The organism is Amycolatopsis endophytica, from assembly GCF_013410405.1.
Classification (GTDB): domain Bacteria; phylum Actinomycetota; class Actinomycetes; order Mycobacteriales; family Pseudonocardiaceae; genus Amycolatopsis_E; species Amycolatopsis_E endophytica.
Map to the genome: position 1 here is coordinate 4,962,340 of NZ_JACCFK010000001.1, position 13,645 is coordinate 4,975,984.

Here is a 13,645-nt window from a genome sequence, read left to right on the forward strand (position 1 = left end):
GTGCTCAGGGGGTGCCCGCGACGTTACCTTCCGGTCCCGCCAGCGTGGTGTCCACCTGTTCCGGCGTCAGCGGGGCATCCTGTTCGCGTGCCAGCCGGTGCAGCTCGCGCTTGAGGACGGGACGCAGTGCGGCCGGGCACGTCAGCAGGCGCCGCGCGACGAGCGCGGCCGTCTCCTCCGGCCACAGCCGCTCGTGCTCGGTTCGCTCGCGGCCGAGGTCGAAGCCCGGCGTCGCCTTCCGGCGCCGCGCCCGTTCACGCACGGTCGCCTCGGCGTCGACCGTCGTGCCGTCGAGCACCACGCCGTAGTCCTCGGTCGCGCGCGCGGGCGCCAGCAGGCCCGTGAGCACGTCCTCCCGCACCGCTTCCGGGTCGCGGTCGAGAGGGTCGCCGTACCCGCCGCCTCCGGAAGCCTGGATGCCGACGGTGTCGCCACGGTCCAGGTGCAGCACGCCGATCCGGCCGAGCCGCCGTTCGCCCGGCGTGCCCTCGTTGACGACGCTGGAGGTCAGCGATGCGGCCTGCCCGCCGTGGGCGCCCCACGGCGCGAACCTGGTGCGCTCCATACCGCGTGCGGTGACGATGGTGTCCGGGCGGAGCACCTCGAAGTCGAACCGCGCGCCCCAGCCGCCGCGCCGCGCGCCGGCACCCGCGGAGTCCGGCACCAGCTCGTAGCGGCGGGCCAGCACCGGCACGGTGGTTTCCATACTCTCGATCGGCGTGTTCTTCAGGTATCCCGCACACGAGTCGGCCCCGGCGACGCCGTCGGTGCGATGGGTGGCGCCGCCGCCGCCGAACATCGGCTGCAACACGGACACCCGTCGCCGGCCGGTCTCGGGATCGGGCACGGACATCGCGACGATGGCGGCCTGGCCGGCGCCCGCCGCGGGAACCCGGTCGGGCACCGCCCCCGCGAGCGCGCCGAGCACCACGTTGTAGATCCGGTGCGCGGTGGCGTAGCGGACGCCCACGGCGGCGGGGAACAACGGGGACACGACGGTGCCCGGCCGGGTCCTGTTGGTCAGCGGCCGCACGACCCCGCCGGTCACGGGCATCGACGGGTCGTGCGACAGGAAGAAGTTGATCAGACCCTGGCACAGGAAGGGATGCCTCGGCCCGAACGCCGGCACGTTGTAGGCGTTGCCGACCTGCGGATCGGTCCCGTCGTAGTCGAGCACGATCTCGTCACCGCGAATGCGCAGTGTCACCTGGATGCGCACGGGCAGCCCGTCGGAATCGGAGTCGATGTAGTCGGCGAACGTGAAGTCGCCGTCGGGCAGTGTCGTGATCTGCTCCCGCACCGACTGCTCCGTCCATGTGAGCACGTCCTCGCTCGCCCGGACGATCACGTCCCGGCCGTACTTGGCGACCAGTTCGTGCACCCGCCGCTCGGCGGTGCCGAGGCTGGCGATCATCGCTTTGAAGTCCCCCCAGTTCTCCTCGGGCGTGCGGCAGTTGGCGAGGAACAGGTCGAGGAACTCGCGGTCGAGCTCACCGGCGCGGTACAGCTTGCGCGGTGGGATGCGCATGCCCTCCTGGCTGATGTCGTACGCGTCCGGCGAGATGCTGGCCGGCACGAGGCCGCCGACGTCCGAGCAGTGGATGAAGCACCAGGCGACGGCGACGATCTCGCCCTCGGCGAATACGGGCTTGAGCATGTGGATGTCGGGCAGGTGGCTGGCCAGGCCGTCGGTGGCGTAGGGGTCGTTGGTGATGACGATGTCGCCGGGTTCGTAGTCGTCGAAGGCGCTCAGCGCGGTGGCGAGGTTGAGCCCGACGAAGGAGGTGACGCCGAGGTTGCGGGGAAAGGCGAAGATCTCGCCGGCCGGGGTGGCGATGGCGGCCGAGTAGTCGGCCGATTCCTTGATGAACGTGGAGTGCGCGGTGCGTTCGAGCGTATGGCACATGCTCTCGGCGGCGGCGACGAAATGGCTTTTGAGGATGCCGAGGGTGACCCGGTCGGTCTCGATGCGGTCGCTCATGCGCTGGGCCCTTCGAGGAGGAGGTTGCGGGCGTGGTCGGTGCGTGCCAGCCAGCCGGGCGGGACGAGCACGGTGGTGTCGCTCTGCTCGACGATCGCGGGCCCGCCGAGCACGTCGCCGTCCCGCAGGTCGGCCCTGCGATAGCAGCGGGCCTCGTGCCGGGTGCCGTCGACGAGGATCGCACGGGTCGTGAACGCGGTGAGCTCGCCGTCGCGCGGCGAGGGCTCCGGCGTTTCCACCGCGGCCGGCTGGTCGCCCGTCACCCGGGCCCTGATCTCGATCAGCTCGACCGGCGCGTCCGGGTCGGCGTGCGAGAACAGCTGCCGGTGCCGGTCGTGGAACGCCTTCGCGAGGTGCGGGGCGCCCTCGGCCGCGAGCCACTCCGGTTCGACCGGCAGGTCGATTTCGTGGGCCTGTCCCACGTAGCGGCAGGAGGCGGACCACGTGAGCCGGTGGCCGGCCGAGGCGGGTGCCTGCTCGGTGATCCACTCCCGCGCCTCCGCGCGCAGCCGGCCCAGCTGCGCGGGGAGGTCCGTGGGCGGCGCCTCGGCCAGGGCCCACGGCACCGACCGCACGAAGTCGCTCATGACCGGCGCGCCCAGCGCGCCCCGGGCGCACAACGTGCCCGGTGACAGCGGGACCAGCACCCTGGCGAACCGCATCTCCCCGGCCAGCAGGGCCGCCACAACGGGCCCGGCCCCGCCGAACGCGACGAGCGTGAAATCGCGGGGGTCGATACCGCGTCGTTCGACCACTCCGGACAGTTCGGTGTACATGTTCGCCACGGCGACCTTGATGACGGCTTCGGCGGTCTGCGCGGTGTCCAGCCCCAGTGGCCCGGCGAGGGTGGCGAGCGCGGTGCGCGCGGCGTCCACGTCGAGTCTGGCCTTGCCCGCGAACGCGCCGGGGTTGAGGTATCCCGCTTCCAGGAACGCGTCGGACAACGCGGGGCGGGTGCCGCCGAGCCCGTACCCGGCGGGACCGGGCACGGCGCCGGCCGAGTCGGGACCGACTCGCAGCACGCCCACGGAGTCGATCCACGCGATCGAGCCCCCGCCCGCGCCGATCGCGCTGATCCCGATGGCGGGCACGATGACCGGCAGGTCTTCGATCTCCTCCGCGCGGGACAGCTCGGGCACGCCGTGTTCGACAATGGACACGTCGGCGGACGTGCCGCCCATGTCGAGCGTCACGAGGTCGCGCAGGCCCGAGGCCGCGGCGGCCTCGACCGCGCCGGTCACCCCCGAAGCGGGTCCCGACAGCAGGGTGTCGATGGGACGGTCCTTCGCCGAGCCGACGGTCATGATGCCGCCGTTGGAGCGCGTGATGTAGGGGCGCACGGTGACACCCGCCGCGGCCAGTGCCGACTCCAGTTCGGACAGGTAGGCCGAGAGCGTGGGCTGGACGAAGGCGTTCATCACCGCGACCATCGTCCGCTCGTACTCGCGCATCTGGGGCCAGACCTCCGCCGAGGCGAACACGGGCAGTCCGGGGAACGCGGTACGCAGGTGCTCCGCGAGCCGCCGTTCGTGCGCGGGATGGGCGTAGGAGTGCAGAAGCGCGATCACGACGGCATCGGGCTCCAGCGCGCCGATCTGGCCGGCGACCCGACGGCATTCCGTGTCGTCGAGCGGCAGGAGCGGTCCCGCGGGCCCGGTGCGCTCGTGCACGGGCAGTACCCGTTCGCGTGGTACGAGCGGGACCGTGCGGTGGGCGTAGAAGTCGTACGGGATGGGGATGCGCAGGCGGGCCTGTTCGAGCACATCGCGGAAGCCCTCCGTGACCAGCAGTGCCACCCGGGCGCCGCGGCGCTGGATGAGCGCGTTGAGCGCGATCGTGGTGCCGTGCACGAAGTAGCCGATGCCGGCGGGCTCGACCCCGAGGTCGGCCAACTGCCGCAGCCCGTTCTCCACTCCCCGCGCGGGCGCGTCGGGCACTGTCGGGGTCTTGAACTCGATCCGCTCGCCGGTGGTCTCGTCGAGCACTGACAGGTCGGTGAAGGTGCCCCCGATGTCGATGCCCAGCCGGAAACGTGGTGTGTGCACAGGGTGTCCTTTCGTCACAGCGGCCGGTGGGCCGTCTCGCGCATCGCGAACAGCACGGTCAGCCCGGACACGAGCCCGGCCAGGACCATGTAGAAGGCGGGCGAGATCGAGCTGCCGCTGGCGTCGATGAGGAACGTGGAGATGAACGGCGCGGTCCCGCCGAAAGCCGCCACCGCGATGTTGTAGCTGATTCCGAACGAGGTGTAGCGGGTCCCGGTGGGGAACAGCTCGGCCGTCGCCGCCGGCCCGGCCCCACCGATCATCGCGACCATCACCGCGAGCAGGCACTGCGCGGCGATCACGGTGCCGACCGTGCCCTGCGACAGCAGCAGGAACAGCGGGACCGGCACCAGCACGCACAGCGCGCAGAACACGAGCAACACCGGCCGCCTGCCCACCCGGTCCGACAGCAGGCCGAACACCGGCAGCAGGGTCATCATGACCGCGATCTGGACGGCGTTGAGGAACAACGCCCCGGTCAGATCGATGTGCGTGGTGCTGCTGACGAACGTCGGCATGTAGGTCAGCGTGATGTACACGCACACCGTGTAGGCCATGGTGAAGCCGATCGCCTTGAGCCCCTGCCGCCACTGGTCGGCGAACGCCCCGCGCACCGGTGCCGCGGCCACCGCACCGGATTCGGCGAGCTTGCGGAACTCCGGGGTGTCCTCCAGTTTCCAGCGCAGGAACAGGCCGAACGCGCCGATCAGTCCACCGAGGATGAAGGGGATGCGCCACAGTCCGTCGTAGAGCGCCTCCTCCGAGGCCAGCGCGCCGATGAGGGCACCGACGAGAGAGCCGATCAGCGAGCCCGCCGAGGAGCCGAACTGGACGAAGCTGCCGAAGAACCCGCGCCTGCCCCGCGGGGCGTACTCCACCAGGAACGTCGACGAGCCGGACCACTCGCCGCCGGCGGACAGGCCCTGCAGCACCCGGCAGAGCACGAGCAGGACCGTCGCGGCCAGGCCCAGTGAATGGTAGGTCGGCAGCACGCCGATGAGGGTGGTGCCCACACCCATCAGCACGACCGTGGCGGCGAGCGCCCGGCTGCGGCCGTAGCGGTCGCCGTAGTAGCCGAAGACGAACGCCCCCAGCGGCCGTACCCCGAAGGACACCGCGAACACGGCGAACGTCGCGAGCAGACCGGCCGCCGGGTCCGCCGCGGGGAAGAAGTTCGCCGCGAGCACCTTGGCGAACAGACCGTAGATCGCGAAGTCGTACCACTCGATGACGTTGCCGAGCGTGGCCGCGGCCACGGCCCGGCGGCGGGCTCGGGCGGGCGCTTCCCGTACGGGCTCGTGGTCCAGCCGCGACAGGTCGGGTCCACTCATCAGGGCCTCCGGAGGAGTCAGGGGAGTGGCCGGACGAACCGGCCGGAGGGCTCCCGGGCGGTCAGTTCGCCGTCGCGTGCGACGACGCGGCCTCCCACGATCGTGCAGGCGACGGCGGCGGTCAGCGGCCACCCGTGCCAGGTGGTGAGCTTGTTCAGCGTGTGCAGCCGCGTCTGGTCCACCCGGCCCGGACGGTCGAGGTCGACGATCGTCAGGTCGGCGTCGGCACCGCGGCCGAGGCGCCCCTTCGCCGGGTAGAGCCCCCACGCCCGTGCCGGTTGTTCCGCCTGGCGCGCCACGTATTCCCGCAACCCGAGCCTGCCTTCGTTCACCGCGCTCAACATCACCGGCACGCTGGTCTCCACGCCGGGCCATCCGGGGGTGGTGGACAGGATCGGCGCGTCGCGGTGGTGGTAGTTCTTCTCGGCGAAGGTGTGCGGGGAATGGTCGGAGCCGAGCACGTCGATGACGCCCTCGTGCAGCGCCGCGAGCACGCGGCCGGGGTGCGGGGCGGGCCGGATCGGCGGGTTCATCGCCATCATCGGGCCGAACTCCTCCGCCATCCGGGAGGCCTCCATGAGGGCGTAGTGCGGGCTGGTCTCGGCGACCACGTCGATGTCCGCGTCCTGGCGGACCCTGGTGAGCAGATCGACCACCTCGCCCGCGGACACGTGGTACAGCGCCAGGTCCACCCCGGCGGCGCGGGCGAACAGGATCGCCCGCTGCGTCGCCTCCAGCTCGGCCATCGGGGGGCGGGCCGCGGTGAGGGCGAGCGGGGAGGTGTCGCCCGCCTCCCGCAGGGCCGCGGTGCGACGCCGGACGATACCGGCGTTCTCCGCGTGCACCCCGCACCGCATGCCCAGCGCGGCGATCTCGGTGAAGGCGTCGAGGATCTGCCCGTCGTCCAGCGGATCGACCACACCGGCCTTGCCCGCCATGGAGAACCGGAACCCGATCGCGCCGAGATCCGCCAGTTCCTTGAGTCTGCCCAGGTTCTCCGGGACGACGACGGCTTTGAGCGCGTAGTTGCACCACGCCGCCCGATCGCCGGTCTCGCGCTGGGCGTGCCAGCTTTCCGGGTCGCGCACGGGCGAGCCGGTGTTCGGCATGACCATGACGGTCGTGAAGCCGCCACAGACGGCGGAGCGTGCCCCGGTCGCCCAGGTTTCCTTGTACTCCAGACCGGGATCACGGAAGTTGACGTCGGGGTCGACGAGCCCCGGCAGCACGTGCAGTCCCGTGGCGTCGACCACGGTGGCGGCTTCGGGCAGCGTCCCGTCGGTGGGCAGGATGTCGAGGATCTGTCCGTCGCCGACGATCACGTTTCCGTGTTCTTCGCTCGTCGGCGTGACGATCGTTCCGCCTCGGATCAGCATGTCAACCGGCATGCGCGGCAGTATCGGCAGCCGTGGGCGGCTGGCGGAATCGTGTTCTCGGAAATCGAGAATCGGACAGCGGCCCGTTCCGCGATCCGCGGCGCACGGTCGCCGCCGGTCGCCGCCGGCGTCGCCGGCGCGTGGTCCTTCCCCTCTTGCCTGGTGCTCGCCCCCGCGGGCGCATCGTCACCGGACGTCCACCGGGGGGCGTTGCGCACGATCGCTCACCGGTCGTCCGGTAGCCGGGTGGCAAGCCGGAAGCCGTCCCGGACCACCGCGGACGCCGGAACCGGCACCGGTGCCGTGGCGTTCAGCTTTCCGGGGCACCGATCGCGCGCAGGTGATCGATGGTGGCCTTCTTGCCCCGTTCGATGTGGTCCAGCATCGCCGCGGCCGCGGCCGTCGGCTGGTGGCCGCAGAGCGCGTCGGTGACCACCTGGTGGTCGAGCACCGAGCGGTGACGCCGGTGGATGAACCAGATCGCCTGGTACGGCACGCCCGTCCACAGCCGGTCGATGAACTCGTCGAGGAAGGCCGAATGCGCCGCCTCGTACACCGCGCGGTGCCACAGCGCGTTGAGATCCACGACCACGCCCTGCTCGCCGTCCTCCTTCTCGGCCGCGGCCCGGAACTCGGCGTGCAGGCCCTGTATCTCCTCCAGTTCCCGGTCGCTGGCCCGCTCCGCGGCCAGCTTGGTGGCCAGCGGTTCGAGGGTCTCGCGGAGCAGGTAGATCTCTTCGGCGCGGGGGATCGAGTACCGGGTCACGACGTGGCCATGGTGGGGCCGGTACTCGACGAGACCGTGCGCCTGCAGCATGCGGAGCGCCTCGCGGATGGGCGTCAGGCTCATCTGCAACCCGTCCGAGAGACTCTGCAGCGTCAGCTTGGCCCCACCCGGCAACGTGCCGCGTTCGATCTGCCACCGGATCGCGTTGAAAGCCTCCTCGGCCTTCGTCGCCGAGCCACGTTCCCGTTTCGCCGCCATCGAACCCCTTTCCACTGTCCTCAGCAGGACAGTACCGAGATCGGTGTCGGTGCCTGCCCGCCGGAGAGCACGGCGACCACGTTCTCGGCCGCGAGCTGGGCCATCCGGGTGCGTGTCTCGACGGTCGCCGAGCCGAGGTGCGGGGCCAGCACGACGTTGTCGAGCGTGCGCAGCCGTTCGTGGACCTGCGGTTCGTGCTCGTAGACGTCCAGACCGGCCCCGGCGATGCCGCCTCCGGCAAGGGCGTCCGCGAGCGCGGCCTCGTCGACGACCGGACCACGCGCGGTGTTGATCAGGAAGGCGCCGCGTTTCATCGCGTGTAGGGCACCGGCGTCGATCAGGTGCCGGGTATCGGTGGTCAGCGGGCAGTGCAGCGAGACGACGTCCGAGGTGGCCAGAAGCTCGTCGAGGGAGACCGCGTTCGTGCCGGGTGCCCTGCGGCGTGAATGGTGGACCACCCGCATGCCGAAGGCCGCCGCCCTGGTGGCCACGGCCTTGCCGATGTGGCCGTAGCCGATGATCCCCAGCTGCTTGCCCTGGATTCCGGTACCCAGCAGGAACGAGATGTCCCACGACCACGCCGTACCGGACCGCACCAGCCGGTCGCCTTCGGCCACCCGCCGCGTGACCGCGAGCAGCAGCGCCATCGTCAGATCGGCGGTCGCGTCGACCAGCACGCCCGGGGTGTTGGTCGCGACCACGCCGCGGCGGGCGAGGGCAGGCACGTCGACGTTGTCGTACCCGACGGCGGTGTTCGCGACGATCCGCAAGCGGCTTCCCGCCGCGTCCAGCACGGTGTCGTCGATCCGGTCGGAGAGCATGCTGATGACGGCGTCGGCGTCGCGCACGGCCTCGCGCAGCTCTTCGGGTGTCAGTGGCCGGTCGTGCGGGGAGACCCAGACCGACCCTGCCGACCGCAGCGGTCGCAGCACCTCCTCCGGGAGTGCGCGGGTGACGACGATCCGGGGCGCGGTCATGATCGCCCTGCCTCGGCCAGCAGCGCGCGGGCGCGGCGCGCGATCGGGTAGTCGACGAATTCGCCGTCGTCGAGCTGGATCGACGAGACGCCACCGGCTTCGGCGGCCCGGAATGCCTCGTCGACGCGTCGTGCCCAGAACAGCTCCTGCTCGGTCGGCGCGAAGGCCGCCGCGACGGCGGCAACCTGGCTGGGGTGCAGCACCTGTTTGCCGCCGAATCCCAGCGAGCGCGCGTGGGCGGCGGAGGCCGCGAGGCCGTCGTCGTCGGACAGGTCGAGGTGCGGCCCGTCGATCGGCCGCGCCAGTCCCGCCGCCGCGGCGGCGAGAACCAGCTGCGAGCGTGCGACGAACAGTTCCCGCCCGCCGGCGGTCGGCGTCACGCCGAGCTCGCGGGACAGGTCCGCGGGACCGAACGCGAGCGTCCGCACCCGGTCGGCGAGGGCCAGCTCGCGGACCGCGAAAATGCCCGCGGCCGTCTCGACGAGCGGCACGATCCCGGTGATGCCCTGTTCCCGGTGCGCGTGCCGCTCGGCGCGATCGAGCAGGGTGGCCACGGTACGCACGTCGTCGGGGCCGGAGCACATCGGCACGATCACGAGGCCGATGCGTGACAGCACCGGTTCGAGCGCGTCGATGTCGGCCTCCGCGAGCCCCGTGCCCGCACCGTTGATCCGCACGGTGACGAGCGGGCCGCCGGGTGGCAGCGACCCGATCGCGGTTGCCGCGGTGGACCGCGCGGTGTCCTTGCGGGACGCCGCGACCGCGTCCTCGAGGTCGATCGCGATCGCGTCCGCGCCCGCCGCCGCGGCCTTGGGAATCCGGTCCGGCCGGTCGCCCGGCACGAACAACAGGGTGCGGGGTGTCCTCGTGAGTTCCACCGGCGCTCAGTCCTCGTACCAGTTCGGCAGCTCGTCCTGCATGTCCACCCACACCGACTTGACCCTGGTGTAGTGCTCCATCACCTGCAGCCCGCCTTCCCGGCCGTAACCGGACTGCTTGTAGCCGCCGAAGGGGACGAGGTGGTTGATGGTCCGGGTGGTGTTGACCCAGATCAGCCCCGCTTCGATTCCCGCGGCCACCCGGTGCGCCCTGGCGATGTCCCGCGTCCACACCGATCCGGCGAGCCCGTACTCGGTGTCGTTCGCCTTCGCCAGCGCGTCGGCCTCGTCAGTGAAGGACAGCACACCGGTGACCGGCCCGAAGATCTCCTCCCGCATCATCCGCATCGTGTTGTCCACACCGTCGAGCACGGTCGGCGTGAAGTAGTAGCCCTCCGCCAGCGCGGGGTCGGCGGGACGGTCACCGCCGCAGACCAGCGTCGCGCCCTCCCGGGTGCCGCTGTCCACGTAACCCGCGATCTTGTCGCGGTGCTGCGCGGAAATCTGCGCCCCCATCTGCGTCGTCTCCGCCAGCGGGTCGCCGACCCGGATGCGCCGGGCGAGCGCGGTGAAGCGGTCGAGGAACTCGTCGTGCACGGAGTCCTGGACGAGGATCCGGGACGCGGCCTGGCAGGTCTGGCCCGCGGCGGAGAAGATGCCGTACGCCGTGCGGTGCACCGCCGCGTCGAGGTCGGCGTCGGCGAAGATCACCGTGGGTGATTTCCCGCCGAGTTCGAACGTCACCAGCTTGAGATCGCTCGCGGCGGTGGCGGCGATCTGCCTGCCCACCTCGGTGGAACCGGTGAACGCGATCTTGTCCACCCGCGGGTGGGCCACCAGCGCGGCGCCCGCTGACTCCCCGAACCCGGTCACCACGTTGAAGACCCCGTCCGGCAGCCCGGCGTCGGCGATCAGGTGGGCGAAGGCGATCGAGGAGACCGATGTCTCCTCGGCGGGTTTGAGCACGATGGTGTTGCCACCGGCGAGCGCCGGGCTGAGCTTCCAGGCGAGCATGAGCAGGGGCGAGTTCCACGGCACGATCGCGCCGACCACGCCGACCGGCTCCCGCCGCGTGTAGCTGAAGGCCGAGGCGGCTTGCGGGTGGGTTTCCCCGAGCACTGTCTGGCACACACCCGCGAAGTACTCGAAGTAGCGCACGATCGCGTCGATCTCGGCCCGCACCTCGCGCAGCGGCTTGCCGTTGTCGCGGGACTCGATGGTGGCGAGCTCGTCACGGTGCTGGTCGACGATCCCGGCGATGCGGATCAGGAAGCGTGCCCGGTCGGCCGCGCTGACCCGCGACCAGGTTCCGGTCAGTGCCCGGCGAGCGGCCGTCACCGCCCGGTCCACGTCGGCGGCGGACGAGCGGGGCAGCGTGGCCCAGACGCTGCCGTTGCGCGGTTCACGGGAATCGAACGTGGCGCCGTCGGCGGCGTCGATCCACTGCCCGTCGACGAACATGGGCAACGCCACGGGCGCGCCGTGCCCGGTGTCGGCGAGCGCACCGACGAGGCCGGTACCGGACGCGACGGGAGCTTGAGCGGTCATCAGGTGTCTTCCTCCGAAAGGTCGGTGTGATCGGTCAGGGCAGCAGGACCGGCTTGATCTCCTGGAACGCCTGCATCCGGGTGATCACCGTGTTGACGTCCTCGAGCGGGTACCGGCCACTGATCAGCCGGTCGAACGGCAGGTGGCGCGCATAACGGTCCAGGACCGTGAGCGCCTTGTGGTAATGCGACACGTCGCCGGAGAACGAGCCGATCACGCTGAGGTTCTTCTTCGTGATGGTGCCCGGTGCGATCGCGGTGGTGCCGGCACCGAGCTGGCCGACCACGACGTAGCGCCCGCCCTGTGCGGCCAGGTCGATGCCTTCGGCGAAGGCAGCCGGGTGCCCGGAGAACTCGGCGACGAGGTCCGCGCCGCGGCCGTCGGTCGCTTCGTGCACCCTGGCCAGCCGCTCGGCGGGATCGGGCGTGTCCTCCAGCGAGATCACCTCGTCGGCGCCGAACGCGCCGGCGAGTTCGAGGCGGGCGGCGGGCGCGCCGATCGTGACCACGCGTCCGGCGCCCGCGCGCGCGAACAGCCCGGTCGCGAGGATGCCCAACGGCCCGGCGCCCTGCACCACCACCGTGTGCTCGGGTCCGACGCGCCCGGCCTGCTCGACGGCGTTGACCACCGAGCGCAGCGCGCAGCTGGCCATGCTGGCCAGCGCGTCGGGAACCGAGTCGGGGACCCGCACGCGGCCCGCGCCGGGAAGGACGTAGGCGTGCTGGGCGAACCCGCCCATGAGGTAGGGCCAGTCCTGCAGCGAGACGTGGCCATAGGCCTTCCGGTTGAGGCACATCGCCGGTCGCTTGGCGGTGCACATCCGGCACCGTCCGCAGAACGCGTGCGTCCAGATCACCCGGTCCCCGACTCGCAGCCGCTGCCCCACGGAGTCGTGGCCGGCGCCCTCGCCGATGGCGACGATCCGGCCGACCATCTCGTGCCCGAGGATCAGCGGGAGCCGGATGTCCAGCGCCAGCGACCCTTCCCAGCAGTGCACGTCCGTGCCGCACAGCGAGCAGGCCACGACTTCGACGAGCAAGCCGCCCGCCTCGACGGAAGGCGGTACCGCGACCTCCTCGATCGTGATCGGCTCGCCGAACGCGCGGACGACCGCCGCGCGGGTGTGTTCGGGGATGACGCCGGTACCGGTCATGCTCGGATCTCCTTGTCGGAATCGGTGGGGGAGGTACTCGGGGCGGGGGAGGCCGACGCGCGCGTGCGAACCTGGCCCCAGATCCCGACCACGAGCAGGGTCAGCAGGCACAGGCCGACGATGTAGACGGCGACCGGCCACGGTTCCCCGTCCGCGCGCAACATGAGCGCGGACGCGATGAGCGGGGTGAATCCGCCGATCAGCGCGGCGCCGAGCTGGTAGCCGAGTGAGGCGCCGCTGTAGCGGACTCGCGCGTCGAACAGTTCGGAGAAGTAGAGGGTCTGGGCGCCGTACATGGAGGCGTGGCCGATGGCCAGACCCACGATCAGCGCGAGCCACAGCGCGGCGGTCGAGCCGGTGCCGGCGAGCCAGAAGAACGGGAACGCGAAGACCGCCATGAACGCCGCGCCGAACGCGTACACCGGCTGCCGCCCCAGCCGGTCGGACAGGACGCCGAACAGGCCGACGGTGACGATCGAGACGAGGCTGGCGACCAGGACGCCGTTGAGTGCGGCCGTCTCGCCGGGCCCCGAGTCGCGGCTGGCCAGCGTCAGCGCGAAGACGGTGATCAGGTAGAAGGTGCCGGTCTCGGCGGCCTTGGCGCCGAACGTGACGAAAATACCGCGCCCGTTGGTGCGCAGCGCCTCCACGACCGGCACCCTCGCCGTCTCGCGGCTGCTGACCGTCTTCTCGAACTCGGGGGATTCGGTGATCGAGCGGCGCAGGTAGATCCCGACGATCACGAGGACGAACCCCAGCAGGAAGGGAACCCGCCAGCCCCACGACTGGAACTGGGCGTCGGGAAGCAGCATGAACGCGCCGAGGACGAGGTTGGACACGACGATGCCGGCGTAGACCCCCATCTGCGGCCAGGTGCCGTAGAAGGCGCGGCGGCCACGGGGAGCGTGCTCGACGGTCATGATCGCCGCACCGCCCCACTCACCCCCGTGTGCCAGGCCCTGCAGCACCCGCAGAACGACCAGCAGCAGCGGGGCACCGGTGCCGATCGAGTCGTAGGTGGGCAGCAGCCCGACCCCGACCGTGGAGGCGCCCATCAGGGCCAGCGTGACGATCAGCACGGACTTGCGGCCGACGCGGTCGCCGAAGTGCCCGGCGATGATGCCGCCGAGCGGACGGGCGACGAAGCCCACCCCGAACGTCGCCAGTGCCAGCAGCGTGCCGATCGCCGGATCGCTGCTGTGGAAGAACAGCTTGCCGAAGATCGTCGCGGACAGCGCGCCGTAGAGGTAGAAGTCGTAGTACTCGAGCATCGTGCCGACGCTGCTGGCCAGGGCGACACGCCGGATCAGCCGTGGATCCGGGGGAGTGGACGTGGACATGGTGGCAGGTCCTCTCGTCGTTGAGATGAGT

The 13,645-nt window shown here is 71.4% G+C and carries 10 protein-coding genes; all 10 read right to left on the minus strand.

What is annotated here, in order from left to right:
- Positions 1-4 precede the first annotated feature (4 nt).
- On the minus strand, positions 5-1,981 hold the full coding sequence (locus HNR02_RS24470; RefSeq protein ID WP_179775452.1) for a hydantoinase B/oxoprolinase family protein: 1,977 nt from the start codon (positions 1,979-1,981) through the stop codon (positions 5-7).
- Entirely contained in the window at positions 1,978-4,026 is a 2,049-nt protein-coding gene (locus HNR02_RS24475; protein WP_179775453.1) for a hydantoinase/oxoprolinase family protein, read from the minus strand. Before HNR02_RS24475 ends, HNR02_RS24470 begins: the two co-directional genes overlap by 4 nt.
- Positions 4,027-4,040: 14 nt before the next feature.
- A complete protein-coding gene (locus HNR02_RS24480; protein ID WP_179775454.1) occupies positions 4,041-5,357 on the minus strand; it encodes an MFS transporter in 1,317 nt (438 codons plus the stop codon).
- A gap of 17 nt (positions 5,358-5,374) precedes the next feature.
- Complete coding sequence (locus tag HNR02_RS24485; RefSeq protein ID WP_179775455.1) at positions 5,375-6,745, minus strand: dihydroorotase; 1,371 nt, start codon at positions 6,743-6,745, stop codon at positions 5,375-5,377.
- Between the two features lie 298 nt (positions 6,746-7,043).
- Positions 7,044-7,718: a GntR family transcriptional regulator gene (locus tag HNR02_RS24490; protein ID WP_179775456.1), complete on the minus strand. Its 675-nt coding sequence runs from the start codon at positions 7,716-7,718 to the stop codon at positions 7,044-7,046.
- Between the two features lie 20 nt (positions 7,719-7,738).
- The gene (locus tag HNR02_RS24495) at positions 7,739-8,695 is read right to left on the minus strand and encodes a 2-hydroxyacid dehydrogenase (RefSeq protein WP_179775457.1); all 957 of its coding nucleotides are present in this window, start codon (positions 8,693-8,695) and stop codon (positions 7,739-7,741) included.
- On the minus strand, positions 8,692-9,573 hold the full coding sequence (locus HNR02_RS24500; protein WP_179775458.1) for an HpcH/HpaI aldolase/citrate lyase family protein: 882 nt from the start codon (positions 9,571-9,573) through the stop codon (positions 8,692-8,694). The genes HNR02_RS24495 and HNR02_RS24500 overlap by 4 nt, the downstream gene beginning before the upstream one ends.
- A 6-nt stretch (positions 9,574-9,579) precedes the next feature.
- Positions 9,580-11,121 (minus strand): aldehyde dehydrogenase, encoded by a 1,542-nt coding sequence (locus tag HNR02_RS24505; RefSeq protein ID WP_179775459.1) that lies wholly within the window; start codon positions 11,119-11,121, stop codon positions 9,580-9,582.
- A gap of 34 nt (positions 11,122-11,155) precedes the next feature.
- Positions 11,156-12,274, minus strand: a complete 1,119-nt coding sequence (locus HNR02_RS24510) for a zinc-binding dehydrogenase (RefSeq protein WP_179775460.1) — start codon at positions 12,272-12,274, stop codon at positions 11,156-11,158.
- Positions 12,271-13,614, minus strand: coding sequence for an MFS transporter (locus HNR02_RS24515; protein WP_179775461.1), 1,344 nt, complete (start codon positions 13,612-13,614; stop codon positions 12,271-12,273). Before HNR02_RS24515 ends, HNR02_RS24510 begins: the two co-directional genes overlap by 4 nt.
- Positions 13,615-13,645 lie beyond the last annotated feature (31 nt).